The sequence below is a fragment of the Actinokineospora sp. NBRC 105648 genome (assembly GCF_030269645.1).
Lineage (GTDB): Bacteria > Actinomycetota > Actinomycetes > Mycobacteriales > Pseudonocardiaceae > Actinokineospora.
Genome location: NZ_BSTR01000005.1, coordinates 155,335 through 181,800, shown reverse-complemented (window position 1 = coordinate 181,800; position 26,466 = coordinate 155,335). Strand labels below are relative to the sequence as shown.

26 protein-coding genes are annotated in these 26,466 nt (G+C 65.4%); 20 read left to right on the top strand and 6 right to left on the bottom strand.

The features are described 5' to 3' along the window. Positions 1-95 precede the first annotated feature (95 nt). From QSK30_RS07445 to QSK30_RS07400, 10 genes are all read left to right on the top strand, one after another. On the top strand, positions 96-803 hold the full coding sequence (locus QSK30_RS07445) for a hypothetical protein (RefSeq protein WP_285500687.1): 708 nt from the start codon (positions 96-98) through the stop codon (positions 801-803). Further along, complete coding sequence (locus tag QSK30_RS07440; RefSeq protein WP_285500686.1) at positions 803-1,621, top strand: CpaE/TadZ family protein; 819 nt, start codon at positions 803-805, stop codon at positions 1,619-1,621. The genes QSK30_RS07445 and QSK30_RS07440 overlap by 1 nt, the downstream gene beginning before the upstream one ends. Beyond that, positions 1,618-3,048, top strand: coding sequence for a TadA family conjugal transfer-associated ATPase (locus QSK30_RS07435; RefSeq protein ID WP_285500684.1), 1,431 nt, complete (start codon positions 1,618-1,620; stop codon positions 3,046-3,048). Before QSK30_RS07440 ends, QSK30_RS07435 begins: the two co-directional genes overlap by 4 nt. Then, positions 3,036-3,950: a type II secretion system F family protein gene (locus QSK30_RS07430; RefSeq protein WP_285500682.1), complete on the top strand. Its 915-nt coding sequence runs from the start codon at positions 3,036-3,038 to the stop codon at positions 3,948-3,950. Before QSK30_RS07435 ends, QSK30_RS07430 begins: the two co-directional genes overlap by 13 nt. Continuing rightward, a complete protein-coding gene (locus tag QSK30_RS07425) occupies positions 3,947-4,849 on the top strand; it encodes a type II secretion system F family protein (RefSeq protein WP_285500679.1) in 903 nt (300 codons plus the stop codon). The genes QSK30_RS07430 and QSK30_RS07425 overlap by 4 nt, the downstream gene beginning before the upstream one ends. 60 nt (positions 4,850-4,909) lie before the next feature. Beyond that, positions 4,910-5,101, top strand: coding sequence for a hypothetical protein (locus QSK30_RS07420; RefSeq protein ID WP_285500676.1), 192 nt, complete (start codon positions 4,910-4,912; stop codon positions 5,099-5,101). Between the two features lie 8 nt (positions 5,102-5,109). Next, positions 5,110-5,565, top strand: a complete 456-nt coding sequence (locus tag QSK30_RS07415; protein ID WP_285500674.1) for a TadE/TadG family type IV pilus assembly protein — start codon at positions 5,110-5,112, stop codon at positions 5,563-5,565. After that, entirely contained in the window at positions 5,562-6,062 is a 501-nt protein-coding gene (locus QSK30_RS07410) for a TadE/TadG family type IV pilus assembly protein (protein WP_285500672.1), read from the top strand. Before QSK30_RS07415 ends, QSK30_RS07410 begins: the two co-directional genes overlap by 4 nt. Next, positions 6,059-6,538: a TadE/TadG family type IV pilus assembly protein gene (locus tag QSK30_RS07405; RefSeq protein WP_285500670.1), complete on the top strand. Its 480-nt coding sequence runs from the start codon at positions 6,059-6,061 to the stop codon at positions 6,536-6,538. Before QSK30_RS07410 ends, QSK30_RS07405 begins: the two co-directional genes overlap by 4 nt. A gap of 73 nt (positions 6,539-6,611) precedes the next feature. Further along, positions 6,612-9,458 (top strand): AfsR/SARP family transcriptional regulator, encoded by a 2,847-nt coding sequence (locus QSK30_RS07400; protein WP_285500668.1) that lies wholly within the window; start codon positions 6,612-6,614, stop codon positions 9,456-9,458. Between the two features lie 23 nt (positions 9,459-9,481). On the opposite strand, the gene QSK30_RS07395 is transcribed toward QSK30_RS07400, so the two are convergent. After that, entirely contained in the window at positions 9,482-9,919 is a 438-nt protein-coding gene (locus QSK30_RS07395; protein ID WP_285500666.1) for a winged helix-turn-helix transcriptional regulator, read from the bottom strand. A gap of 910 nt (positions 9,920-10,829) precedes the next feature. Here QSK30_RS07395 and QSK30_RS07390 point away from each other — a divergent pair. The 10 genes from QSK30_RS07390 (at position 10,830) to QSK30_RS07345 (ending at position 19,789) form a co-directional block, all read left to right on the top strand. Further along, the gene (locus QSK30_RS07390; RefSeq protein ID WP_285500664.1) at positions 10,830-11,258 is read left to right on the top strand and encodes a hypothetical protein; all 429 of its coding nucleotides are present in this window, start codon (positions 10,830-10,832) and stop codon (positions 11,256-11,258) included. 158 nt (positions 11,259-11,416) lie between these two features. Then, complete coding sequence (locus tag QSK30_RS07385) at positions 11,417-12,760, top strand: IS701 family transposase (protein ID WP_502871804.1); 1,344 nt, start codon at positions 11,417-11,419, stop codon at positions 12,758-12,760. Positions 12,761-12,763: 3 nt separating this feature from the next. Then, complete coding sequence (locus tag QSK30_RS07380) at positions 12,764-13,093, top strand: hypothetical protein (RefSeq protein WP_285500660.1); 330 nt, start codon at positions 12,764-12,766, stop codon at positions 13,091-13,093. 139 nt (positions 13,094-13,232) lie between these two features. After that, complete coding sequence (locus QSK30_RS07375; RefSeq protein ID WP_285500658.1) at positions 13,233-13,712, top strand: hypothetical protein; 480 nt, start codon at positions 13,233-13,235, stop codon at positions 13,710-13,712. Between the two features lie 120 nt (positions 13,713-13,832). Continuing rightward, positions 13,833-14,648 (top strand): hypothetical protein, encoded by an 816-nt coding sequence (locus QSK30_RS07370; protein WP_285500657.1) that lies wholly within the window; start codon positions 13,833-13,835, stop codon positions 14,646-14,648. Positions 14,649-14,795: 147 nt separating this feature from the next. Continuing rightward, complete coding sequence (locus tag QSK30_RS07365) at positions 14,796-15,686, top strand: DNA-processing protein DprA (RefSeq protein ID WP_285500655.1); 891 nt, start codon at positions 14,796-14,798, stop codon at positions 15,684-15,686. A gap of 58 nt (positions 15,687-15,744) precedes the next feature. After that, positions 15,745-16,521: a M48 family metallopeptidase gene (locus QSK30_RS07360; protein ID WP_285500654.1), complete on the top strand. Its 777-nt coding sequence runs from the start codon at positions 15,745-15,747 to the stop codon at positions 16,519-16,521. A 62-nt stretch (positions 16,522-16,583) separates the two neighbouring features. After that, positions 16,584-17,504, top strand: coding sequence for an N-6 DNA methylase (locus tag QSK30_RS07355; RefSeq protein WP_285500653.1), 921 nt, complete (start codon positions 16,584-16,586; stop codon positions 17,502-17,504). Positions 17,505-17,723: 219 nt separating this feature from the next. Continuing rightward, positions 17,724-18,023 carry a hypothetical protein gene (locus tag QSK30_RS07350; RefSeq protein ID WP_285500652.1) on the top strand — a complete coding sequence of 100 codons (300 nt, stop codon included), beginning with the start codon at positions 17,724-17,726 and terminating at the stop codon, positions 18,021-18,023. A gap of 56 nt (positions 18,024-18,079) precedes the next feature. Beyond that, positions 18,080-19,789 carry a DUF4209 domain-containing protein gene (locus tag QSK30_RS07345; protein WP_285500651.1) on the top strand — a complete coding sequence of 570 codons (1,710 nt, stop codon included), beginning with the start codon at positions 18,080-18,082 and terminating at the stop codon, positions 19,787-19,789. Positions 19,790-19,816: 27 nt separating this feature from the next. On the opposite strand, the gene QSK30_RS07340 is transcribed toward QSK30_RS07345, so the two are convergent. The 5 genes from QSK30_RS07340 to QSK30_RS07320 form a co-directional block, all read right to left on the bottom strand. Then, on the bottom strand, positions 19,817-20,872 hold the full coding sequence (locus QSK30_RS07340) for a DUF4238 domain-containing protein (RefSeq protein ID WP_285500649.1): 1,056 nt from the start codon (positions 20,870-20,872) through the stop codon (positions 19,817-19,819). A 157-nt stretch (positions 20,873-21,029) separates the two neighbouring features. Further along, the gene (locus QSK30_RS07335; protein WP_285500647.1) at positions 21,030-22,028 is read right to left on the bottom strand and encodes a C40 family peptidase; all 999 of its coding nucleotides are present in this window, start codon (positions 22,026-22,028) and stop codon (positions 21,030-21,032) included. After that, a complete protein-coding gene (locus QSK30_RS07330) occupies positions 22,025-23,059 on the bottom strand; it encodes a replication-relaxation family protein (RefSeq protein WP_285500645.1) in 1,035 nt (344 codons plus the stop codon). The genes QSK30_RS07335 and QSK30_RS07330 overlap by 4 nt, the downstream gene beginning before the upstream one ends. A 67-nt stretch (positions 23,060-23,126) precedes the next feature. Further along, positions 23,127-25,574 carry a type IV secretory system conjugative DNA transfer family protein gene (locus QSK30_RS07325; protein ID WP_285500643.1) on the bottom strand — a complete coding sequence of 816 codons (2,448 nt, stop codon included), beginning with the start codon at positions 25,572-25,574 and terminating at the stop codon, positions 23,127-23,129. A 73-nt stretch (positions 25,575-25,647) separates the two neighbouring features. Further along, complete coding sequence (locus QSK30_RS07320) at positions 25,648-26,430, bottom strand: GP88 family protein (RefSeq protein ID WP_285500641.1); 783 nt, start codon at positions 26,428-26,430, stop codon at positions 25,648-25,650. Positions 26,431-26,466 lie beyond the last annotated feature (36 nt).

Genomic DNA, 26,466 nt, shown 5'->3' with positions numbered 1-26,466 from the left:
GACGACAACCACAGAACAGATCACCCTCACCCGCGTCGCGGATCTTGCTCCGAACGACGTGGCACGCGACAGCCATGCCTGGAGGTGGACAACCGGTGACCACGACAACGAACTCCGACCACGCGGCCAACGGCCGTGCCAAGCAGTTGCCCCGTTCGTGGAGCGATCGAGGCGGGAAGCTCAGCGCGCCCCGGCTGACAACCGCCGCCCGCCGCCGCAAGGTCCCCTATCTGCTGCTTGGGGTGCTGCTGGTGCTGGCCTGCACCGCGGCTGGGGTCGTGGTCGGTACAACGGTGGGCGACCGGGAGCAGGTGTTGGTCTTGGCCGGCCCGGTCACGGTCGGGCACGTATTGTCCTCTCAGGACATTCTCCAGTCGAGCCTGGCCAAGGGAAACGACCTGGGCGCCATCCCCGCGGACGAGTTGCCCACCGTGGTTGGTCAGCCGATTGCCTTCAGCCTGCCCACCGGAGCATTGCTGACACGCGCCGTGCTCGGCACACCGCGAGTTCCTCCTCAGGGGCAGGCAGTGGTGGCCGTGGCAGTGAAACCAGGTCAGTTCCCTCCAGACCTGTCACAAGGAACCCGCGTTGCGGTGATCGTCATTCCGGGGACGAACGCCACCGGGGGAACGGCACCCTCCGCACCGTTGTCGTGGTCGGCGACCGTCACCGACGTGCAGTCCAAGCCCAACGACCAGAACACGGTGGTCGCCTTGCTGTTGAACGAAGCGGATGCTCGCGGGCTTGCGTCGGTTCCAGCAGGGCAGATCACCTTGCTCGCGGTGAACGGGGGCGAGCGCTGATGCTGGTCGTGGTGTTCTCGCTCAAGGGTTCGCCCGGTGTCACCACTCTGGCGCTGGCGTTGGCAGCTCGTTGGCCAGAGGGTCCGCAGCCGATCGTTGTCGAGTGCGATCCCGCTGGGGGAGACCTCGTGGCGCGGTACCGGCTGGAGCAGGCGCCGGGCCTGGTGAGCCTGGCCGCCGCGGGCCGCCGCAGCAGCGATCCCGGCTTGCTGCAGCAGCACACGCAGGAGCTGCCCGGCGGACTGCGGGTAGTCGTGGGTCCTGTCGGCGCGGAACAGGCCAGAGCCACGTTGGTCGAGCTGGCACAGCAGCAAACCTCAGCCATGCGAGCTGCCGCGGACACGCCGGACACCGTGGTGATCGCCGACTGCGGGCGGGTCGACCCGGACTCCCCGGCCATGTCCATCATCCGATCGGCCGACGCAATGCTGCTCGTCACCCGAGCCCGCGACGACCAGCTCGCCCACGTGTCCGGCAAGCTGCGTTCTGTGGCTCGGTGGGGCCGCCGACCCGGCCTGGTCGTCGTGGGCGAGGGCTACCCGACCAGCGAGATCGAACGTGCCCTTGGTGTCAACGTGATGGGTCGGATTCCTCACGAGGACAAGGACGCGGCGGCGTTGGCCGGCCGGCCGGGCCGTGGGCGCAGCCCGGCCAAGTCGAGTCTCGGTCGAGCTGCTGCTCGGATAGCCGCCCAACTCGTCAGCCAATACGCCGAGCCGAGTCCGACCACAGCACACATGCCGCGGCTGGCTTCGCCAGGCCCTTCTTCGGACGAGCCAACCTTCGCTGCTGACAACGAAAGCGGTGCCCGGTTATGACGAATCCTCATGCACGCGGCACGTCTGCGGCCGATGATCGAGTGCCGTTGTGGCAGCAGCAAGCACTGCCGACGCCCGCGCCGGTGGAGGTCATCGCCACACCGGAGATCTCACCGACGCAGCGGCTGCGCACGTACCTGCGCCAAGAACTCTCCACGGGGCTGTCCAACCGCATCCGTGAAGACGAGGACGCCCAACGTCCTGCCATGACACCGGCACAGCGGCGGGCTTTCGCCGAGGCGATCCTGGCCGATGCCGCCGAAGCCCATACCCAGACCGAGCTCAGCCGTGGCGGCAGCGTAGTCCCGCCGGAGGTCGAAGGGAGTCTCATCGACCAGGTCCTCAACGAGATCTTCGGACTGGCCGGCCTGGAGCCACTGTTGGCCGACCAAGGGATCGAGAACATCAACATCACGGGTGACCGCGTGTTCGTCAAGTACGCCAACGGAAAGCGCGATCGGCTCGCCGCCGTCTCGGGTTCTGACGCCGAACTTGTCGAGCTGATCCGCGACTTGGCCGCGCGGTCCGGGATGGAGGAGCGCCGCTTCGACCGCGGCAGCCCCATCGTCAACTTCCAACTTCCCGGTGGCGCACGAGTCTCCGCGGTGATGGCGGTGACCGCGCGGCCGTCGGTCTCGATCCGCCGGCACCGGTTCGCCCAGGCCACTCTCGCCGAGCTGCGCAGGAAAGGCTCACTCACGGAGGGGTTGGAGTCGTTGTTGACCGCGATCGTGCGGGCGAAGAAGAACGTTCTGATCAGCGGCGGGACCGCGGTCGGCAAGACCACCATGTTGCGGGCGCTGGCCTCGGCGATCCCGCCGTGGGAGCGACTGGTGACCATCGAGGACGTACTCGAACTGGGCCTGGACGACAACGAGGCCGCTCACCCGGACGTGGTCGCGCTGCAGGCCAGGGAAGCCAACATCGAGGGCCAGGGGGCAGTCACCCAGTCCGACCTGGTGTGGCAGAGCCTGCGGATGTCACCGGACCGGGTATGCGTCGGCGAGGTTCGTGGGCCGGAGGTACTGCCGCTGCTCAATGCGATGTCCATGGGCAACGACGGCTCCATGGGAACCATCCACAGCAGCACCAGCCACGGCGCATTCACCAAACTCGCCGCCTATGCGTTCCAGGGACCGGAGCGGTTGACCCTGGAGGCGATCAACCTGCTCACGGCCAGCGCCCTGCACTTCGTGGTGCACCTGGCCTGGTCCCGCGGCGAAGGCTCGACTCGCGTGGTGTCCTCGATCCGCGAGGTAGTCGACGCCGACGAACGCCAGATCGTGTCCAACGAGATCTTCCAGCCCGGCCCCGACCTGCGCGCGGTCCCAGGGCACCCGATGCGCACCGACACGCTCGACGAACTCATCGACGCCGGCTACAACTCGGACTTGGCCGACCGAGGCACCAGCGGATGGCGACCATGAACAACCCCACAGCGCTGTACGGGCTTCTCGGACTCGGCACCGGCCTAGGCCTCGTGCTGCTCGTCCGCTGGTGGCGCGGCGACACCAGCGCTAAGGAAGCGTTTGCGACACCGACCTGGCGCACGAGGTGGCGTGTCCGCTACCGCGGCCAGCACACCGGCCGACGACTCGCGATAGCCGGTGCGATGGGACTCGGCGTTGGTGTGCTCACCGGCTGGATCGTCGGGGCGTTGCTCACGGCCCTAGCCGCGTGGGCCCTGCCCCGGCTGGTCGGTTCGGACCCAGCGCGCCATCGCCACATCGATCGCATCGAGGCAGTCGCGGGCTGGACCGAGATGCTGCGCGACACCCTGGCCGCTGCGGCCGGCCTGGAGCAGGCGATCATCGCGACCGCTCGAGTCGCGCCGACGCCGATCCGCGCACAGATCCTGGAGGTCTCCGCCCGCGTCGAGAGCGGCGACCGGCTGGCACCGTCCCTGCGCCGGCTTGCCGACGACCTCAACGACCCGACCGCCGACTTGGTGATCAATGCCCTGATCGCCGCAGCCGAACGCCAAGCCCGCCAACTGGCGGCGCTACTGGGTCGTCTGGCCGACATCGCCCGCGACCGGGTCGAGATGCGCCGCAGGGTGGAGACCGGTCGTGCTCGAACCCGCACCACCCTACGAGTCGTCGTGATCACCTTCGCCGTCTTCGCCGGTGGCTTGATCGTGTTCAACCCGAAGTTCCTCGCCCCCTACAGCACCGCGGGCGGCCAAGTGGTCCTGCTGCTCATCGGCGCGTTGTTCGTCGTCGCGTTCGGATGGCTGCGCCGCATGGCACACATCGAGGAACCAGAACGGATTCTGACCAACTTCGACGCCACCCGCGATCTCGCCGCCCACGAGGAAGGCCGGACATGAACGACGTAACCATCATCGTCCTGCTGTCGGCCGGTGCAGGCTTCGGCCTGTGGGCGCTGGCCGTGTACGCCGTGCCGCGGCGGCCACCACTGGCAACTCTGCTCACCCACCTCGACAGCCGACCTGCCCCGCCTCCGATCCTGGCCACCGAGGAACGAGGCTGGGCAACACGACTCGGCCGCCCTTTCGTCAGCGTCCTTCGGCTAACAGGACTACCCACCGCTGCGGTGCGCAAGGATCTCGCCGTCACCGGGCGGGCGACCGACGCCCATCTCGCCGACCAGGCCGCTCTCGCCTTGACCGGGCTGTTTCTGCCCCTCGGACTCGACTTGGTGCTGACGCTGGGCGGCAGGCCACTGCCCTGGATGATGTCCCTGCTCAGCAGCCTGGGGCTGGCTGTAGTGGCATTCATCGGCTTCGACCTCGTCGTCCGCCGCGAGGCAGCGCGCAGACGAGCGACCTTCCGGCACTCCCTGTCGGCATTCCTGGACCTCATCGACATCTTCCTCGCCGGAGGCGCCGGTGTGGACGGCGCCCTGTCGGATGCAGCGGCAGTCGGGACGGGATGGTCGTTCGCGCAGCTGCGCCGGGCACTCAACGTCGCGCGGCTCACCAAGACCACGCCTTGGTCGACCCTCGCCCAGCTCGGCGAGGAGCTCGACATCGCCGAGCTCACTGAACTCGCCGCGGCCCTGTCCCTTGCCGGTACCGAGGGCGCCAAGGTTCGCGCCAGCCTGGCGGCCAAAGCCGCGGCACTGCGATCGAAAGGCGGTGCAGAGGCTGAGGCCGAGGCCAACTCGGCAACCGAGCGGATGAGCCTGCCCGCCGCGGTCATGGCGCTGGGCTTCGTCGTCTTCGTCTTCTATCCGGCGATGGCTCAGATCACGGCATCGCTATGACAACCAACCGTCTACCCGGGACACATCGGGAAAGTGTGGCGTACGAGGAGGAGATCATCCGTGTTGACACTGCTGTTCAGTCTGTGGTCGACCGCCCAGGACAAGTTGCGGGTCTTGGCCCGCGACGAGCGCGGCACCACCACCGAGAACATCATCTGGATCGCCGGACTGGCCGCGATCGCGATCGCGGTGATCGCCATCTGGGGGCCCAACATCATGACGGCGATCAGCAAGGTGAAGTTCAGCCCGTAAGACAACCTGTGGTTCGGACGACCCAGGTACCAGCGGGCGCCCCGCATCCAGCCCTGGATCGAGTCCGAGAGCTGTTGCGCGATAAGCGCGGTTCGACCACGGTCGAGTTGGTCGTGATCATGCCGTTCCTGCTGATGATCGTCCTGTCGATCGCGCAGTTCGCAGTCTGGTCCCACGCGAACCACATCGCCCAAGCCGCGGCGGCGGAGGCGCTTTCCGCAGCGCGAGTCCAAGGCGGCACTGCCCACGCCGGGCAGACCGAAGCGGACCAAGTGCTCGATCACCTCGGCCGCGGACCGCTGCACGACATCCAGGTCGAGGTACGTCGCGGCGCCAACGGTGTGTCGGTGGCCGTAACCGGCACCGCTAGCCCCGTGGTGCCGTTCTTGCACCTGTCGGTGCGCGCGGAGGCCGCTGGACCAGTGGAGGTATTCCGCCCTGCGGCTTCAGGAGGTGGACCGTGAAGGCCTCCGCACCTCTTCGGTGGCGGACATCGACCCCTGCCGTCGGGCAAGTCGGCTCCCTCGTTCGTGACGAACGAGGATCGGCCACGGTCGAGTTGGTGATCATCGCGCCCTTGCTGATCGCGATGCTGCTTTTCGTGGTGTTCTGCGGTCGGATGGCCTCCACCAGCCAGCAGATCACCGACGCTGCCCATCAAGCCGCCCGCGCCGCATCCTTGGCCCGCACACCGGCCGCCGCAGCCAGCGACGCCCGCTCCACCGCACAGACCGCGCTGGCCAACGCCGGCGTGACCTGCCAATCCCTCGCGGTGAACGTCGACACCCTGGGCCTGCAGCCCGGCTCGACTGTCACCGTCACGATCACCTGCACGGTCGGCCTCTCGGACCTGTCCTTGCTCGGACTCCCCGGCAGCACTGACCTGCGCGACAGCTTCTCCAGCGTGGTCGACGTCCACCGAGGTGGCCCGCCGATCGTCGCGGAAGGGCAGGTGCCATGAACACCTCGTCCACCTCAGCGTTGGCCGCTGCACTGCGGCGAGCCGGTGCCCGGGCACGCGGCGCGGCCGATGACGAGCGCGGCCAGGTCACGGTCTTCGTCGTGGTGATCGCGACCGCGGTGCTGATGTTCGGGGGCCTCGTACTGGATGGTGGCCTTGCCCTCAGCGCGAAGTCCCGAGCACTGGGTCAGGCGCAAGAGGCGGCGCGTGCCGGTGCGCAAGCACTGGACCTGACCGCGTACCGCGCGGACGGCAGAGTGCGTCTTGTGCCAGACCAGGCACGCCAACTGGCCTTCGACTACCTGAACGCGGCTGGCGCATCAGGCACCGTCGCAGTTGACGACACCACGGTCACCGTCACCGTCACGGCCACCGAGTCCACCCAGCTGCTGCGCCTCGTCGGTGTCGACACCATCCAGGTGAGCAGCACCGGCAGCGCCCAACCTGCGCGCGGCATCGCCGCGTCGGCACCGTAGAGGCCGATGCGCGATGGGACGTCTCGCTGCAGACCCAAACTCGATCCGCTCGTGGCCGCTAGGCGCCGTCGCGGTGCTGGCACGCGTGCTCGGCCGTCTGGTCCAAGGGCTTGGCGCCACCGCCGTGTTGGCCACGCTCGTCGTCGGGATCCCGTGGGGCCTGATCCACTACATCGGGTGGCCACTGCCCGACCACGTGCCACGCTGGGACGAGATCCAGGCAACGTTGCTGAGCCCGATGAGCACCTCGTTCCTCCTCAACGTCCTGACCTGCGTCTTGTGGCCGGTCTGGGCCAGATTCACCTGGGACGTCGTGGCGTCGGGGGTCGACGCCGCAAGGCTGGCGCAGTGGCCCGAGATCCACACCGGCCCGCTGCGTGCTGTGGCAGGAGTGTTGGTCGGCGCGATCGTGTTCTCGGTCATCGGCCACCGCACGCCGGTGTTTGCCCCGGCGGCCCCTACCAGCGATCGCCCTGTCGCGTCGACGGCCGCGGCGGTCTCGCTCGTACCCGGACCATCGGTGCGCCCCCTAGCCTTCGCCAGCCAGAAGGTGCCGGAGGCCGAGCCGAGACCGCTTGTCGCGGCGCCGGGCACCGCGGTTGTTCGTGCGCCCTCCGGTGGGGTGTACGACAGCCTGTGGCGCATCGCCGCCCGCGAGCTGGGCAACGGCGCCCGCTGGCCAGAGATCTGGGAGCGCAACCGCGGTCATACCCAGGTCGACGGACGGGTTTTTCACAATCCCAACCACATCCGTCCTGGATGGACGTTCGAGCTACCGGCGCCTTCTGATCCACCACCGGCGGCGACTGACCCCGAACCAGAGGAGCAGGGGCAGCACACCGATCAGCCGCCCACCCCAACCACGGCACCGCCGAGCACCCCGCCGGCGCCCACGACGAGTCCGCGGAGCACCTCGGAGTCGAATGCGCCTAGGTCCACCGAACACCAGCAGCCGGTTGCCATTCGACCGGGTGTCCCGCACCCGGGCACGGGAATCTCAGTCGAAACGGGCGCCCACGTCGGGCTGGCCCTCGCTGCGCTGATCACCACGACCCTGGTCACCGTGCGACTTCGCCGACGCCGCCAGTACCGCCCCGGCAGCGGGATCCGAGATGAACACACTATCGCCCCGATCGTGCGCTCGCTGCGGATCGCCTACGACCACGCCACTCTCCCGCGCGACGACGACGGCGATCTCATCTACCCCGATCGAGTCACCTCTCCGGCCGACGACCTACGACGCCGCGCCGGTGTGACCGCGACCAGGCTGCTGCCCAGCGACGCGAGCACCATCGTCGGAGTTCGCCAGAGCGACGCGGTCGCGGTTGATCTGGCCCGCGCGCGTGGCCTCGGCCTAGTCGGTCCCGGGGCTGTGACCGCAGGCCGCGCCCTCGTGGTGGGTCTGCTTGCGGCCAACCAGCACAACGACACCGTGGTCGTCGTACCAAGGGCCGATGCCCTCGCCTTGTTCGGTCGGCACACGGCTCCCGAGAGGTGGCCCAGCGAACTGCGTGTGACCGAGGACCTCGACTCCGCTCTCGACGTGCTGGAGGCCGAACTGCTCACCCGTGCCCGCCAGTTCGACACATCCTCTGCACCGACCGCCATGGTGTTGGTCGCGACTCCGACACCGCACGCGGACCGTCGGTTGCAGGCGATCATCGACAACGGCTCCGCACTTGGTCTGGCCGGAGTTCTGTTCGGACAGTGGAGGGCAGGCGGCACGGTACGTGTCCGAGCCGACGGCACCGTCAGCGCCACCAGCCCGGACTTGGCCGACATGCTCGCGGGCACCCGACTGTTCACCCTTCCTGCCGACGATGCGGCCGGCCTGCTCGCCCTGCTCGGCGAAGCCACCGACCCGGCCGACCGAGTCTTCCCACCTCACCCCGACACCCACGGCACCACGAGCAGCCCCCTAGTCGATGACGAGCACATCACCGCCGCAGTTGACCCGGAAGGGTTCGAGCTCCCTGGGCACAACGTCAACGACCCTGGGCGCCGAGTACCTGCCGACGCGGTGACCCACCCCCCGAAGGTCCACGTTGACATTCCGCATGCACCGCCTGCCATCGCACCCAATGAGCCATCGGCGCCCACTGAACTGGAGCAACCACCAACCAACGACTCCGACAAGAGTCCTCGCGAGGTCCTCCCACTGGAGCTAGCTGTCCTGGGCCGAGCGCACCTTCACCACCGCGGTCCGGACGGGCAGATCGACCTCATCGATGGCATCGCTCCGAAGCAACGGGAAGTCCTCGTCTACCTGGCCCTGAAGCGTGGCGGAGCACGGCGCGAAACGCTCGCTGCGGCGATCTGGCCGGACGCCCCGCCTGACCGCCCCTATAACTCCTTCCACGCCACGCTGTCGCAACTGCGCCGCGCCGTTCGCAGAGCCGCCGGAGACGCCGTCGGCGACTTGGTGGTCAACGTTGATGGGCACTACGGCCTCAACCCCGACTTGGTATCGGTCGACCTCTGGCAGCTCGAAGACGCGCTGCAGGATGTCCGACGCAGCCACAACCAACAGGAGGCACTGCGCGCGATCACCACCATCCACCGTGGCTTCGAGCTGGGCGACGGTCTGATCAGCACTTGGCTGGATGCGCCGCGGGAGAAACTGCGCCGCGACGTTCTGGACGCCCTTGGCGCCTTGGTGGCGAACGAAGGCACCGTCCACGAGGACCAGAAGCTGGTTGTGCTTGAGCAGATCCGCGGCATGGACCCCTACAACGAGGCGGTCTACGAGGACATCATGCGAGTCCAAGCTCAAACCGGTCACCATCACGCCATCCCGCGCACACTGGCACTTCTCACCACCACGCTCGCCGAGATCGGCGAAGTGCCATCACGCTCCACAGTGGCCTTGGAAGAGTCCCTCCGGCTAACCCGCCCCCAGACTCGTGGGCACCCCTCATGACGGCATCCTGATCTACGACTTGGCTACGCATCGTCCGACGGCGCCTGCGACGTGCCCTCCCGCCGACTTCGCTGCACCCGTTCGATCATGCCGTGGTTCTGACCGATCCAGTTGATAGCCGGACGGAGCACCTCCAGGAGTTGCTGCGCGATCGGTGTCAGGTGATACGACGCCATCGGCGGGAAGACACTTTCATCGCGCGTCCTGCCGACCAGGCTGTCTCGCTCCATCCTCCGCAGGGTGCGATTCAAGGTGCTGTCGGCTATGACTCGTCGGTGACGCCCATTCCAACCATCGACAATCGTGCGCGACCGGATAGCATCCAGCAAAGCCACGTAACGCAATGGCCCTCCCGACAATGCCACCAAGACGTCCGGCTCCCACTCCTGACTCACCCAGTGGAGTAGGTCCCGTAGGTGTTGAAGGTCGTTGTCATCCCCGGTCGTGATCACGCCCGCCATGAATCCCCTCTAGCGTTCTGGCCGGTCAAGACTATGCTGCAAACACCGATCTTTCATGGGTGCGGTCGGTCAAGCACACTGTCCTCCCCGTTGCGGTCGAAGAGAGCGATTGTAGATCTCACCAGACCACCCTTAACAGCGACGCGGTGCCGGTGCCCCTCCATCCGTGGCCAACGCACGCAACTCAACTCCTTCGAGTGAACAAGTGTGGCGTGTGGGCGGCCGTCCTTGCGTCCTCCCGCCCACCTGCCTGCCTACCTACCGATCCCGCTACCTGCCCATCTGCTCGCTAGACGAGTACAAGGCGATCCCGGCGTTGTCCCAGCTCAGCACGCGAGGGAGACCTACCCGCGGCAGCTCCGACTGGCCTGCCGACAGGCAGATATAGCAGACGGTCTGGCCCGGCCAGTCTCCAAGTCATTTGAATTGCAAATCGCGTCTACTCTGGTAGATCCATGCGTCTGATATTCGTCTGTCCGAAACCTTTGCGTGTTTGCATTCTTGACTCTGAACATTTCCAATCCCTTTTGTCGCTCACCTCTTCGAGCTTCTCTAATGGAATGACGACCTGGCGAAATGCTGATTGGCGGAGTCTTCAGCATCCCGGTCGAGTTGTTGCGCGACGTCAACAAGTCGGGATTTCATTTTGCGCTCTTCTGAATCGGTAAACCATTGCAGTCTATAGAGAAAGTCTAGTCTAGACTGCTAGACTAGACTCAGCGAACAAGAGGTCAGAAGTTCGAGGCCGATAGTGGGGTCAGAGCACGTTGGCCCCGCGAACGTTGACAGACAAACGGTCTGAGTATCGCCAAACTCGAGGCCCTGCATAGTTCGGGCAGTAGCTAGAGCTACGCGCGACAGTAGCAATGTGATGCCGGAGTGCCCGATGGGCAGTAGCGGCGTGCCCCCCTTGTACGAGTACGACGATTGGCAAGGAACCATGATGCTGATCACTGAATGGTCAGTCCGACTGCTCTCTTTGTCGGATGCCCTATCCGTCCCCGACGGAGGGTTCTCCATTGACCCCCGCACTGGTGCGGACCTTCGCATCGGGTACGCGGTAGCGATCCACCCTGAACACGAACGCATCTTCACGAATCGGGTCACCGCCGGTGATCTGATCGAGTACGTGGCGGACGTCGCGGACACGCTCGCTCGACCGGGTCGAGTTTTGGGCGGCTGGCGTGACCCTGACAGCGGTTCGGTCTACCTGGACGTGTCGGCTGTGGTGTCCACGCTAGCTGAAGCTTGGTCGCTCGCGGTCCGATACAACCAGCTCGCCGTTTTCGATCTCGCATCAATGATGTCTGTGCAAGTCGCCACCACGAACACCGTCTAGTACGGCAGCAGCCATTCGGGTTGTGACCTGCGGGGATGTGTGGCTGGGGGTCGGTGTTCGAGGCGGGGCAGCCGCCTGTTGATCATGTGCTTGTGAGAACTACAGGATCGCGGGCGGCTGCCGATGTCAGGATAGGTGCTGGGTTGGCTGAGCGGAACTTGGGTGAGTTGACCGAGCGGTTGCGGCGGTGTTTCCGTCGGATCGAGCCGTTCGTGCAGGCCCGTAAGTACATGCGGGCGATGATGAGCGAGCTGCCGAAGCGGAATGGCTGGACCGTTGCCGAACATGTCGGGGACCGCACACCGAACCGGACGCAGCGGCTGCTGAACCGGGCGGTGTGGGATGAGAGCGAGGCGATGGCCGAGGTCCGGCGATTCGCGGTGTCCGGGCTGGCGGAGGCTGCTCGCAAGGGCGGGCGCCAGCGCGGGAAGCTGGTGATCGGGGCGCTGGACGAGACCGGACAGCAGAAGAAAGGTGACGCCACGACGGGTGTCAAACGGCAGCATATGGGCTGCGCGGGGCGGGTGGAGAACGGGATCAACACGGTGCACCTGTCCTACGTGCGTGAAGGCACCGGGCACGCGTTGATCGGGTTCCGGCAGTGGATCCCCGAGGAGCACGTCACCGACCCGGTGCGGTCACTGCGCTCGGGCCTGCCTGCGGATCTGGAGTTCCGCACCAAGGGACAGCTGGCCATCGACATCTGCGTGACCGCGGCCGCCGACGGGATCCGGCCTGATTTCTACTGCGGGGACGAGGTGTACGGCAGCTGCCCCGAATTGCGGGCCCACTTCGAGGCCGACGAGCAGGCATACGTGCTGCGGGTGGCGAAGAACTTCCCGATCACCCTGCCCGGCGGCACGGTGCTCTCGGCGGCCGAGGCCGTGAAGACGCTGCTCAAACACGAGCGGCAGTGGGAGATCCGCTCTGCCGGCAAGGGCTCCAAAGGCGACCGGTGGTACGCGTGGGCATGGATCGCCACCGCCTCACCCCGACACCACCTTCTCATCCGCAAACATCTACGCACCAACGAGTTGGCCTTCCACCACTGCTTCGTGCCCGAAGGTCGACCGCTGACCAAGACGCGGCTGATCCGCGCCGCGGGGCTGCGCTGGCCCGTCGAGGAAGGATTCGAGTTCGGCAAGGACTGCTTCGGCCTGGATCAGTCCCAGGTCCGGCTCTACACCGCGATCGCGCGGCACACCGTGCTCGTCTGCGCAGCCCTCGCGGTCTGCGCCGTCACGGCCGCACTGCTGCGCGACCGCACCGACAATCAAGCACCCGAACCAGTCCACCCGGACCAACCCCCACCCACCGATCCCGGACAGATCCCCTTCACCGTCCCCGAGATCAAACGCCTGATCGACGACACCACCACACTCCGACCACCCGGCCATACCGACCACTGGGTCAACTGGCGCCGCACACACCAAGCACGATCACGCTGGTTCCACAAACGTGCCAGACTCGCCCGCAACATCGAGATCACCCAGGTCAGCTAGCAAATGGCTGCTGCCGTACTAGACGACATCAGAATCTCGCATCGGCGCCCGTACTCGGGTGATATCACTCAGGAAGGCAATCCCGTGACTACTCGCCTGTACGCGGTCGCGTCACCGACAACAAATCAAGAGATCATCTCTTTCGCCAATGCCGTGGCGTACCAGTGGGGGTACGTCGATGCCACACGTGCGGCCGGTGGGCGTTCCGCACCGGTGCCGGACGGCTGGGCCTGGGCGTGGCTCGAATACACCCGACGCAACGCCAGTCGAATGGCGATTCAGGACGCATTTTCCCTCTGGGTTGACAGCGCAACCCTTCCCGGTCTGTCCTGATCGATTCGGCAACCACCCTTTCGTTCCTCAATTCTTGCATCCCGCGCGTTGTCAGGAGGCCCGGATGAACGTCATGACTCGCGATCACGCTCGGCGCGCTATGGCCGGGTACATCTCACCATCACCCGCGGACGACTGTATGACCTACTTCGCTCAGACCGGCTGTGTGCTCAGTCCGTCGCGACTGATCGCCCAACTCCGCCGAGAGTCAACGTCGGGCACCTACGCACCGGACGCGATCGCAGAGTTGGCGGCACTTCTGACCTGGGCGGTTGCAGAGTACGGCCCGTATACGATCGAAACCTACACCACCGTGTACGGCCCTTGGGAAACCGCCGATGATGGTTGCATCATCGGCGATGAGCGGCCGACCGATGCAGAAGACTCCGAGACTCTTCAGTTTCGCACCCTGCGGGATGCTGCCGACTGGCTGGAAAAGAATGGCCTGCAAAGTCCTTCCAGTGATCGCGGACCCTTTTCGCTGTCGGTTTGGCTGAGTGACGTCGACCCGTGGGTGCATCCCTACCACGACACCGTGACCTGGACGACAGTTCACGCGGGGCCCGGGTTCACTGACCGCCTGTGGAGCGCGTTGGTGTCGTCCGTGCGGTGGCGTTGACCCAATTGGCTACGTAGGCGGGTCAAATATGCAATGTCATCAGCGGGCCGTCGGAACGTGTTTCACGATTTGCCCCTCGATCGATACCCTGTCCGTATCAACATGTCAGAAGGTTGTGCAATGCTCGACGCCAACGACTTGATCTCCGCCACTCCAACCGAGATCGACACCGAACTAGCACGTATCCTCAAGCTGGTCGACGAGGCTTTCGCCGCGATTGCCCGTGTGCAAACGCGACGTAAGCGTCGGGCAAAACTGGGCTACGCCGACGAACCCGGCAAGGCTGATCCCGACGTTGTGGCCGCGAAAGCCACCATCGCAAGGTGCCTCAAGGAGTCCGAACCGCTCGAAGCCGAGTTCACGCGGCGAGGCGGATGGACCCGCGCATACCTGGTGAACAACACGAACGGCCATGTCCACAGGACAATGCAGTGCCGCACGTGCTACCCGACCACCGAATTCTACTGGATTACCGACCTCTCGGGAGCAGACGAGGACTACATCGTCGGTGAAGCCGGGGAGAAGGCTTGCACTGAGTGCTACCCCAGCGCACCGGTTGACGTGCTGCGCCGTCCCACTCGGATCAAGACCCCGGAACAGGTCGCCCGGCTCGCCGAGAAGGCCGCTCGCGCGACGGCCAACGCAGTCAAAGCCATCACCGCGCCCGATGGCGGTCCCCTGCGGACCAAGCGTGACGGGACGATCCGCACCGAGGTGTCCGCGCGCCGCGCGTATGCCGACGTCGTCGCCTACGCCCGTTACCTGCGAGCGACCGGGAGTACCGACCGTCAAGCGTTGATCGCCGAGTGCGAGCACGACGCCGAACTCATCCTTGCCGCGTTGGCAGCCAAGCACGCCCAGAGCGTCGAGGACGTGCGCGCGGAGCTCGCCGGGAGCGTCGACAGGAGATGGAAGCGGGAATACGGCCGCTGGTAGCAGCCCCCGCCTCTGTCCACTTGAACCCCTGCGTCCCAACGTACGGCCGCCCATCCATACGACCGCCGTCCGCGTTCGAGCTCCCGTCTCGGCGGCTTCGCGCTACGCGAATCCATCCCCGTCACTCTCACTGAACTGGATCACGCCATGACCAACCCCATCACCGATGACCGCCGCGCCCGCATCTACCTGCTCCGTGCGGCTGAACCTCCCGCCCCGGCGGTCCACGCCTTCGTCACGGCTCACGGCCCCGTGACGGCTGTCGAACGCATCCGAGCCGGAGCCGCACCGCCCGCAGTGCTCGCTGAGATCGTCCGGCCCGATCCCCGCCTGGACCTCGACTTGGACGCGCTCGACACCGGAGCCGCCGCCTTGTTGACCCCGGAAGATCCCGACTGGCCGCACGGGCTCCTTGCCGGACTGTCTCAGGTTGGTGTAGGTGCACCTCTCGGCCTCTGGATCCGCGGCAGGACCCCACTGGCCGCACTCACCCCGGCAACCGTGTCCATTGTTGGCGCGCGGTCCTCCACCAGCTACGGAGAGACCGTGGCCGCCGACTTCGCCTACGACCTGACTCGCGCAGGCGTGACCGTGATCAGCGGCGGCAGCCACGGTGTCGACGGTTCCGCCCACCGGGGTGCGGTGGCCGCGGACGGGCCGACGATCGCGGTCTTACCCAGCGGAGTCGATATGGCTTTTCCGATGTCACATAGCGGGCTGTTCGACCAGATCGTCCAGGCCGGTGGTCTGCTCATCAGCGAGTACCCGATCGGCGCTATCGCGACCCGTGCTCGAATTGTTGCCCGAGGCAGGCTTTTGGCAGCTCTCGGCGCCGCCAACGTCGTTGTCGAAGCAGCATCACGCAGCGGTGCACTAGCCGTTGCGCGCGTTGGTCGCGTGTTGGGCAGACGGGTTTACGCCGTCCCCGGTCCGATTACCTCCACGCAGTCGGCCGGGACCAACGAACTGCTTCGCACAGGCGAGGCACGCGCCATCAGCGCCGTCGCACAGATCGAGTACGGGTCGGGCATCCGATGACCGCCCGTGCGTCGACCGTATGGTCAGTGACGACCTTGGATAGAGCACGAGGTCCACGATGACTGAACAGGACGTCTACGAGGTCGCCATCGCCGAGCTCGGCCTACCCGCCGAGTGGACCATCACGGTGGCCATCCGGCCCCGGCGCCGCCTGCTGGCCATCGAAGTCCAGCCCGGTGGCGTAGTCACGGTCCTTATCCCGCCCGGCACCGACCCGGGCAAGGTCGCCGACTACGTCCGCAGGCAACGCGCCTGGCTCACGACCAACGTCGACCGCGCCGCCCACCTCGCCCCAGCCTTCACCGTGAAGCGGTGGGTCGACGGCGAACGGTTCGATCTACTCGGCACCCAGTACGACCTCCGCCTGGTGGAAGGTGGACCGGCCGCCTGCATCCAGCGGGATCCCCTGCCTTCTGGCAGGCAGAGCCTCCAGGTACGGCGCGCCCAGCCGGAGGTGATGCGGCGGGCAGTCATCGGCCTCTACCGCGAGCACGGCCTGGCCTGGGCTCGTGAACACGGCCTTCCCTACGAGCTGCGTGGTGGCATCCAGCAGCTCCGGTACGAGGTCCGCGACCTAGGCCGCCGCCGGTGGGGCATCTACAACCACGCCAAGCACCTGGTCACCCTCCACTGGCCCCTGTTCGGGCTGCCGATCGAGGTCATCGAGTACGTCCTCGTCCACGAACTCGCTCACGCCACTCGCCCTGGTGGACGGCCACACGGACCGACCTGGAGGTGGCAGGTAGCAGCGTTCATGCCCGACTGGCGCGACCGCCAAGCCGACCTCGCCATCGCAGGCCACCGCGCCTGGATGGGCGAGTGCCACCAACCCTGACGATCCAGGCCGCGGTCGTCAGCCTCTCCCGTCGACTCATACCCCCTCGGAGGAACTCCATCATGAATTCGCAAAAGCAACCACACAAGCGGAAGGCCGCGGTCTTCCCGACCGATCCGGCCGAGCACTCCCAGAAGATCGCCGAGGCGGTGGCCGAAGCATGGCACCGTGCCTACGGCTCCGAACGCATCGAGATCGCGGTCTCGGTACTGGCGATTCTGGCCCTCATCGCACCCGACGGCGACGAGGCTCTCGCCTTCGCCGAGGCACACCTCCTGAAGGGCGACGCGCAGAAGTTCGTCGAGTTCGCCCGGCTGCAATGGGCGATTTTCGTGCGGGCAAGGCCCGATCTAGCCCCTCGCGCATGGCCCCTGATCGAACCGTGGCACGGCAAGGACCCTATCGACGGCCCGGTCTTGGAAGCTGCCAAGCAAGTCTCAGACGCCGCCGTCCGATCGGGTCAACTCCACCTCACCGGCAATCGCCGCCGACGCGAGACCGACCTGTTCGGCGTCGTTCTCACCACCCTGCGCTCAGGCCGGGCAACAGCGGCCCGCGGCCAGTACTACACCCCGCGCTCAGTCACCGACCTGATGGTCCAACTGCTCGGCCCGCCGCAGGAGGGTGAGTCCGTCCTCGAGCCAACCGCCGGAACTGGCGGCTTCCTCCGCTCGACGGCCGAGGCCATGCGCGCAGCCGGCCGCGACCCGGCCACGGTCAGCTGGTGGGCGGTCGACATCGACGACCTCGCCATCGCCTGCCTTGCCGTCAACGCCGTCCTCTGGGAACTGGGACCAAAGGTGATCCTCGGCGTCGCGGACAGCCTCATCGACGACTGGACGGACCGCGCCCTGACGGAACGCAACAACGCCATCAGCACCGCTCGAACCCTGGACGCAACGAGTAAGGCACTACGACTTCTTGAGCTCGTCGGCCCTTCGACGGCCCACGAGCCTGACGTACCCAACCAAGCACCGCACTGACGTCCTCACACAACGACGCGCGCCGATCACCTGCTTGGACCTCGGCATCCCAACGGTGGCCAATCGGGCATGGCCCATGTCGTCGTCCACAGGGTAACGAAGACGATCTTCAATTGGCCATTGCGGATGCATCAGCCCAACTTCTCCGCGTTAGCTTGTCGGCATCATCTATGAAACGATGCCCTGTATGCTAGCGACGCTGCGGAGGTGTGTCAGGGCGTGGACGAGCTAAACGAAAAGGGCCGTCATATTCGACGGATTCTAGAGTCGGCCCAAGCTGTTAGAGATGCTAAGGATGCTTTTGAGCAAGCAAAGGTGGATGAGATGGAAGCCGTCAAGAGGCGGCTTGCTATGGGGGTGGCCCATCGCGAGGCAATAGAGTCCCATCAAAAGAACCTCATCGCGGGATGGAAAGCCAGGATTGAGATATCGGAACTTCTCGAAGCCGGAAAATTGAGCAAGTCCAGACTCTATCAGTTGATCGAAAAATTTGGAGCCGACTACCCGGGTGCTGTTTAGGTGCATGTTCGCATCAAGGAACCTAGGAATTGTCCCGAATGTAACGAGGGGGGCTCGTGGCGAGTGACTCGCATGGCGTGCTGACAGCCGACGCTACTGGAAAGTTGATAAACGAAGCTGCCGTTGAGGCAGATGATTGCAGTGACATCGGCACCAAGCTTCGTGAGACCCTTGCTTCGGCGTTAACGCAGCAGGCCCAAGCTGGCCAGCCGCCTACCGCGCAGTGGACGATCTGGGCGTTTGAGCTGCATGCTCAGCGCGACATGACCAAATCGGAGCAGTTCACACCTTGGATGGTATTCGGGGATGGGACGGCCGTCATGCCGTTTCTTCGAGAGATGCCCGACGATTGCGTGTCTTGGTGGGCGCAAATCGTAGATTTCGTGACCCATCCGAGGGCTACAGCGCGACTTCAGCATCTGTTGGTAGCACGACGCCATGGCAACGTAGGGCATCGCGCCAGGCGAGCCGCCGGAGGCTATCTAGCCCTAGCCAAGAAGCCGGACATTTACGCAGTAGAAACAGTCCAAACAGCACTTGACCTTGCGCTGAGAACGCGCCAGGTGGACATAGTCCAAGAAGCGGTGGAACGTGCGACAGCGTTGGCCAATGAAGCGCTGAATAGGGACCGACCAGCTCCAGGGGTCTTGCTTGGATTCATCGACCTATTAGTTCAGCACGGCCGGTCGATTCATGATATCGACACTTTCCTAAGTCAGGCGAGGCTGAAGTATCGCGGGGAGCCTCATCAGGAGGACTCAGTAGTCGCAAACCAGTTGAAACGCGCTCAAGGAAACCCAGAAACGATCCGGGAGCTCTGGGTCGATCGAGTTGAACTCTGGATAACGGCTGGTAAAGCAGTCGAGCCGCTGGTGCGAGTTGCCTATCTACAGAAGGCGGTCGAACATGCTAGGGCAAGTGGCCAAAAAGCCTTGATCGAAAGGACAACCGCCACTTTCCAAGATATTCGACTTGAAAGTCTGGGACTTACAAGCTTCTCGGTCTCAACAACTCTTCCGCAGGGTGGCCTGGAGCGTATGTTGAAGCCAATTACAGAGGCCGATGACTGGCAAACTGCTCTGCTGCACTTTGCGAATCTCGGCCCGTTTACTGGAGATGTTGCCGACAATCGCCAGCGGAGGGACGAACTGGCCCGAGAGTTTGTTTTTAGTCGACTCTTCCCGCCAATGCAGCTTGGAGGCGACAACCTTCCTCGCTTCAAGGCGACATCGGTTGAAGAGCAGGACGAGTATCACCTAGTTAAGCAAGAATTGCATTCGCTTCAGTTGTACGCAACGGTGGCTCTAGAGGCTCTGATCCGGGTAATTGCAAGGCATCCACTCCCCGCAGTTGATGAGTTGGCACGGCACTTCGCGTCGAACCCAATCATCCCACCTGGCCTAGCTCGCGCCGTGGCCCGTGCTTTCCTGCGATTCTGGGTGGGCGATGCTGAAGCTGCGGCATTCACTATAACTCCGCGCATTGAGGCGCTTGCTCGGAACCTGTTGATCGAGAACGATGAAGGAATTTATCGCGTGCAGCGGAATCAGACCCCTGGTCAATACCCGGGACTCAGATTCCTACTCGACAAGTTGCGTGATCGAGGTATGGACCCTTCGTGGCATCGCTTTATCCTTGTGCTGTGCGCGCATTCGGTTGGCTGGAATATTCGCAATGAACTGGCGCATGGTTTTCTTGACCAGCCTGGCGAGGTGGAAGCGGCTCTACTACTGCAAGCTGCGGCCTACTTAGCTTTGCTCCGTTGAGAACCGAAGCCGAAAGTAGAAGCATATTCACTTCCTATCGTCGTTTTCGAGAGTCTCCGGGGTTCCGAGCAAATCGCTGTACCCAAGTATGCAGGATGCTGCCTTCCATAGGGGTGATCTGACCTTCTGGACCTCGATAAAACCCGGGGCCTCATTGAAGCGTATTGCTGGCCGCTTCAATGCCAACGGCGATTCTGCAAGGATGCGCTGTCGATCGGGGTGTCCAACAATGAATCTGTGACAACCTGCAGCCTGGTCGAGGTTGCACTGTCGGACCCGTTTCGGTTCTACGCGTTCAACCGCGGGCCTAGGCTCAGGAGTCAAAACGAGCAGGTGTCCGGGGCTAAGGGGGAATCGGACTTCCTCAGCGTCAACGATCCCCGTTCCGCGGTAGCGATCTGCTCGCGAAGGGCGGTGCCAAATTGTCATAGGAGTATCTGAGGTGATCAAACGAGCCTTACGGGCAATCTCAAGGCTCCAGTGCATATTCAGCAGAAGTTCGGTGACCGGTTGAGTCGAATTAAATGGAATAGTAACGATTTCGTTTCTCGTCGCGGGAGTCAAGAGATCTGAATGAACCTCAAAAAAAGTTAGGGCGCCAGCTACCTCGCTGGGGATGGGCTTAAATCCGAGATGCACCTGCTCAAGGTATTCGGCCATTAGTGCTGAAGTTACACTGCGGTCTCCGGCGTACTTCAAGACTTCGTGAGGGAATGACGTGAAGGCGCGACTTTCGGGTGTTCGCAACTTCTGAATGGCCAAGTAGTATGCCAACGTCACGCGGTTGGCAGAATCGAGCTCTGGCAGAATATTGTTCGAGACTATTGCGTTTATGGCAGCATTTGCTTTTCCGTCGATGTCGGCCAAGTCATATTCGAGTGCGACTGAGAAGCTGCCGTCCGGCTCGTCGGTAGTGTAGAAGCCGGACTCGACTGCAACATTCTGAGTTTTGGTAACGACGATGCCGTGTCGATCTCGCCACCGCACTGCGACTCGGTCGTCGCGGCCAAATCTCGCCAGGTACGCACGGGGCACGAAGTGATGGCGCTTAGGCTTGTTCATTGGGTAGATCCTGCCATACATGTCGGTAGTCGACATCGGCGCCCGTACTCGAACCGCGAACTTCTTGAGGAAAGATAAGTGTGACTATCATCGTCACGCGTCCGAGGTGCGGGCGTTGTTGATGTCGCTGCCTCGACCACCGTGACTTGGTGACTGCCAACTTCGAGGCTTGACTGGGTCACCGTGTGACACGGCCTCCGCTGGCAAAATCGTCACCGGGGTATCGCACAGGGTGGATGCCGACTGGCTGGCCGAAAGTTGGGGCGTCGATCATTTTGCCTGCGCCGATGTAGAGGCCGACGTGGTGGATCTTTGTGCGTGGGTTGCCGTAGAAGACCAGGTCGCCGGGGGCTAGCTCGGCCTCGGCCACGCGGGTGGTCGCCTGGTACTGGGTGTGTGCGGTGCGAGGGAGTTGGACTCCGGCGGCGGCGAATGATGCCTTGGTCAGTCCTGAGCAGTCGAACCCGCCGTTGACGTGTACTCGGCCGTCTGGGAGTTCGGTGAGTTGTGGGCCGTTGCCGCCCCAGAGGTAGGGCAGGCCGCGTTGGCCGCAGGCGTAGTTGATCGCGGTGAGGGCGATGGGGTTGGGGGCCTGGACTAAGTTGCAGTCGCCGGTGCCGATGGTCGTGGTGGTGCAGGTGGCGTTTTGTACGGCGATGAGAACTTGGCGGGCGGCTTGTTCGTGTCGTGCGTAGGCGTTGGGGGTTGCTGAGCGTTGGACGGCTTGGGCTGCGTCGGTGACGGTCATCTGCTGCCAGCCGGGTATGGCGAGCAGGTGACGGTAGAACTGGGTGGCGGCGTAGGTGGGGTTGAGGATCTGGGCCGGGGTGCCCCAGCCTTGACTGGGGCGTTGTTGGAAGAGGCCGAGGCTGTCGCGGTCGCCGTGGTCGAGGTTGTTCAGCGTGGACTCCTGCATGGCGGTGGCGATAGCGATCACCCATCCCAGCTCCGGGACGTTCAGCTGCTTGCCGACGGCGACGATGGTTGCGGCGTTGGCTAGCTGGTTTGGCCTGTAGCCCGCGGGCCTGGATGACAGGGATGTTCCAGTGCACGTCAGGCTGCCGAGCGGGCTGTCGAGGTCGCCGAAGAGGACTTGGGCGACTCCGTCGATGGCGCCGCCGATCAGGGAGACGAGCGCGAGGCAGGCCGCCAGCCCCAGGGCGGCGGCTTTGATCATCTGGTGCCGCTTCTGCTGAGCGGGTAGTTCGGTTGTGGTGGCGGCATGGGTGGTGGTGCTGCCAAAGGGCCGGGTGGTGCCGGCGGGGTAGATGACGTCGGCGTGGTCGCAGGGGACGACGTGGGCCATCCGAGGGTGAGGTCGATCAGGTCTAGGCGCGCGGAGGTCGCTGGGGTGAGTGCTTGCCAGCGCGTGGCACTGGGGTCGAGGGCTCGGTCCGGGGCGACGACGTCGGTGGCGGTGGTGGCGACCGGGACCAGGTGCGGTTGGTCGAGCGCTTGCAGGGCACGGAGCAACGCGGCGCGGGCGCCGGTTTCGCGGCGGGTGGAGGGCAGCCACACGAGGACGGGGGTGGCGATGCCGGTGGTGGTGGCCAGCTTCTCGTAGCGGGCGAGTTTGTTCGCGAGGGTGGTGAGGGTTTCGGTTCCGAAGTCGAACTCGAGGAACCACTCGGCGTCGTGTCCGCGGCTGGTGACTCGGCCGTAGCCGTCGGGGCGGACTACGTCGCCGAAGAGGCGGTTGCATCGGGTTTCGGACCACCAGGCGGCGACGGTCAGGTCGTGGTGGTGGCGGGCGCGGTTGACCAGGGCGGCGAACACGCTGTTGACGCCGGTGGTGTGCGCCAAGCGCAGGGAGTAGGCGCGGCCCATCTCCCGGTCGCGGCGGTAGTCGAGGTCTGCGGGATCGAGTCCGGCCTCCCGGGCGACGGCGACGGCGCCCGCGGTGTCGAGGACGTAGTGCATGGGTGCAGAGCCGGAGGTGACGAACGGTTGCCACCGGTCGACCATTCGCCAGCGGTAGAGCTGCAGCAGGCGCAGGTTAGCTGCTCTGACCGAGGGCCAGGCGAGGGCCGCGATCTGGTGGCTGGTCAGGACCTTGTGCTCGTGGAGCATCCGGGCCAGCCACAGGTCGCGCGGTTGCAGGTGTCGCGCGAGGTTGGCGTGGTGTTCGGCGCTGGTGGCGGCGCGTGGACTCGTTCGCTGGGGCATGTGGCCGCGGAGGCTGCGTTGGTTCGGGGGGTTGGTGATCATGCGGATCTCCACGAGGACGCGGTGGAAGGAGGGCTCGGCACTTCGCGACCCAGGTCGCCGACGTGGGTCACGCCGCCCGTCGGGGGTCGGCAGAAGGTTGTGTTCGGGGAGAGTCAGCCTGGCTGGGTGCGGGTGGCTGGGTGTTGATCCGCGCGGCGATGCGGATGCGCTTGGCACGGCCGGGCACCGCCAGCGGCAGCTTCTCGGTCTTGATCGTGAACGGCTGGGCTTCCTCGCCGTTGACCACGAGCCGGACCGCGGCGTGAAAAACGCCGAGGTGGGCGAGGTCGTGGTCGGAGACCCGGGGCTGGGTGTGGCGGGCCAGTCGCTTGGCGTCCTCGGGTGAGGCCGAGAAGATCACCTTGGATCGGGCGTTGGTGGAGATGCCCTCTTCGAGTTCCTTGGTGAGTTGTGCGAGGTACTGGTGGGCGAGGGTGATCGAGAGCCGGTAGCCGCGGGACTCGGCGAGCATGTCCTCCAGGGGAGTGGGCATGGTGAGGAAGTTGTGGCACTCGTCAACGTAGAGAGAGCAGTCGCGGCGGTCGCGTTGCGGGAGCCGGGCTCGGCCACTGGCGGCCTGCCAGGTGCGGGCGACCACAATGGACCCGATCAGGCGCGCGGTGTCCATCCCGAGGGCGTCACGGGCGATCCGCACGAGGCAGATCCCGCCGTCGAGCACTGTGTTCATGTCCACAGTGGATGTTCCGCCGGCAATGGCGGTGCGGACGAAGGGGCGCAGGAGGAATCCGCGGAGCTTGTTCATCAGCGGTGCGACGACGTGGGCGCGGTGGGAGTCGGACAACTCCTCGTACCAGCGCCAGAAGCCACGCAACACCTCGTCGTGGACGTGGGCCATCGCGCGGTCGCGGAACGCGGAGACCGTCAACAGCTTGGGCAGGTCGATGAGTGTGGGCACGCCTGGTTGGGCGCGCAGGGTGAGTAGTCCGGCGCGGAAGATGTCGTCCGTGCGTGGTCCCCACGCCGATTCGTAGACGCGGCTAAAGATGCCGACGAGGTTGTCCACGACCCGGTCGGTGTCCGGTCCCTCCAGGGGGTTGAGGATCGGCGGGCGTGCCTTGGAGTCGGCGTCGAATAGCACGACCTTCTCGCCGAGGTGTTCCGGCAGGCGGGTGAGGATGTCGGATACCAGGTCCCCCTTGGGGTCCACGACCACCACGCCGCGGCCCATCTCGGCGTCGGCCAGGATCATCCGGGCCATGAGCTCGGACTTGCCGCTGCCGGTGGCGCCGAGGATGTGCAGGTGATGACGTGCGTCCGGGACACGCAACCCGACCGGCCTCGGGTGGCCGGAGTCGGTGATGCCCAGAGGCCTGATCTGGTCTCCGGCCGTGGGGACACCGGAGGGCGGGGGTACTGCTTTCGCCCCGGCACGCTGGAGCCCGGGGACTGCCTCGTCGGTTGGCAGGTGGGCGAGGGCGGCCAGTTCCGGAATCGAGAGCAGGTCACCGCGGCGTAAGCGGCGGTCGGTGAGGGCGCGCGCTGGGTGGCGCAGCCGGGCCCGCCGGTAGTAGTTGTGCTCGGAGTACGCGGCGAACGCAGAAGCGATCGCGTGGCCGCGACCACGCAGGTGATCACGTACCGGTCCAGGGTCCTCGGGTGGGGTGATCTCGGCTGTGACCGCGTATCGGACGAGCGTCTCGTATTGCGGACCGCGGTGCTTGGCCACGATCACCCGGTCCTGCGCCGAGGCTTCCAGTTGAGTCTGGTGGTCGAGCACGACTCGCGCGCCTGTCCTGCGCCACGGTGGCGTGTGCGGGGTGAGCAGGTCCAGCAACCGGCCGACGACGTGCACCGACTTCCCCGCTCGTACACGACGAGCAGCCCGACGGGCCTTGCGGACTCGCGACCCCGTCACCGGCCGGGCCAGGATCTGCACGACCGCCCGCTCGTGAGGGTGGAGGCCGACTGGAGCGCCGAGCAGTCCCCGGATCGGGTCGGTGGGGAAGTCCGAGCGGAGCGGAAGCGCCTCGCTCCGCGCCAACCGTAGTTCCCCGCCCACGCTCTCGACCTGCCGCTCCCCAGCGATCGAAGCAGGCAGCAGCGCGACGGCCGCGCCGAGGCTGGTGTGCGCGCCTGGCCAGGCGGCTTCGACGGCTCGTTCGACCATGCCCGGCGGGACCGTGCCCGGAACCCACAGTTGGATGCGCACACCGTCGGCGGAGAACACGTACTCCCACGTCACGTGCGGCTGACCGGTGACCCGGCGAGCCCACCGCGGCCGAAGCAACCCGACCAGGTTCGCCCACACCGCCGCGGCCCCATCGGGATCGACCGAGGGCGGCGCCAGAACGGTGATCACCCGGGCACCGCGGTGCAGCTCGGCGTGGCATCGGCGACTCCACCATCGGCCCACCGCCAGGAGGGCGGCACCGAGGAGCACCACGGTCGGGCCGACGATCGGCCCCCAGGTGATCGCCCAGCCCTTGAGGTGGTCCAGAACGGTCTGGACCGTTCCCCACGGGTCGCGTAGGTAGTCGCCGATCGGTGAGGTCACCACGTTCGATTCAGCAGCAGGCGTGTGCACGGCAGTTCCCCTTGATGACAACGGATGTACGGATCGCGAGCTGTCATGCGGCACGACGCTCGGTCAGGTCGGCTGCGGAGTTCTGGTTGTGGGGACGGCGTTCGGCATCGACTTCGGCCTGCCACTGGGAGAAGCGGCGGCCACGAAGGCGCCGCAGGTAGTGTGGGATGCGGTTCGCCGGGACGCCGACCAGTCGAGGACCGAGCACCGCGAGCAGGTCCGATGCTTCCTGTGACGCCCAACCTGCTTCCGCGATCGACGCCTCGGTGGGGAAGACGTCCGCCACCCGGTCGGTGTCGATGTCCAGCGCTGCGTCTTGGGTGCCACCGAAACTGAACACCCACAAGAGGTTCGGCGGCGGGTCTGGTTCGACGAGCCGGCGGAACCGGTCGACTTCCTTGGTGTAGCAGTAGAAGTTGACCGCTGGGCGGCTCCGGCAGATACGCAGCCATGCGGCGAGGTAGTCGTCGGAGAAGAAGTCCCCTGAGTCGTGGATGCGCACCCAGGCGCCGGTGAACTTCGCCGAGCTCAGCTCGGCGAGCATGGCGGTGGTCCAGCCGTCGAGGTCGTCGAGGACGAACTTCAGGTTCGCTTGGTGTTTCGCCCGCACGGTCGGCCACAGGTACGTGCCGTTCCGCGCGTAGCAAACGCTTCGGCATACCCCGGCTGATGGGCACGTGTTGTAGGTGCGGCCGTCGTCGAAGCGACCTGCCCATGCGGGCAGTGTCCAGTTCCACGCTCCGATGGAACGCATTTCTCGGTTCTGGGCCAGCAGCCTGGTCGGACGAGCAGCGGACGCGATTTCAGAAGGTTCGGGTAAGGACATGGTGGCTCCTCGGGCGAAAGGAGGTTCGGGTGAGGT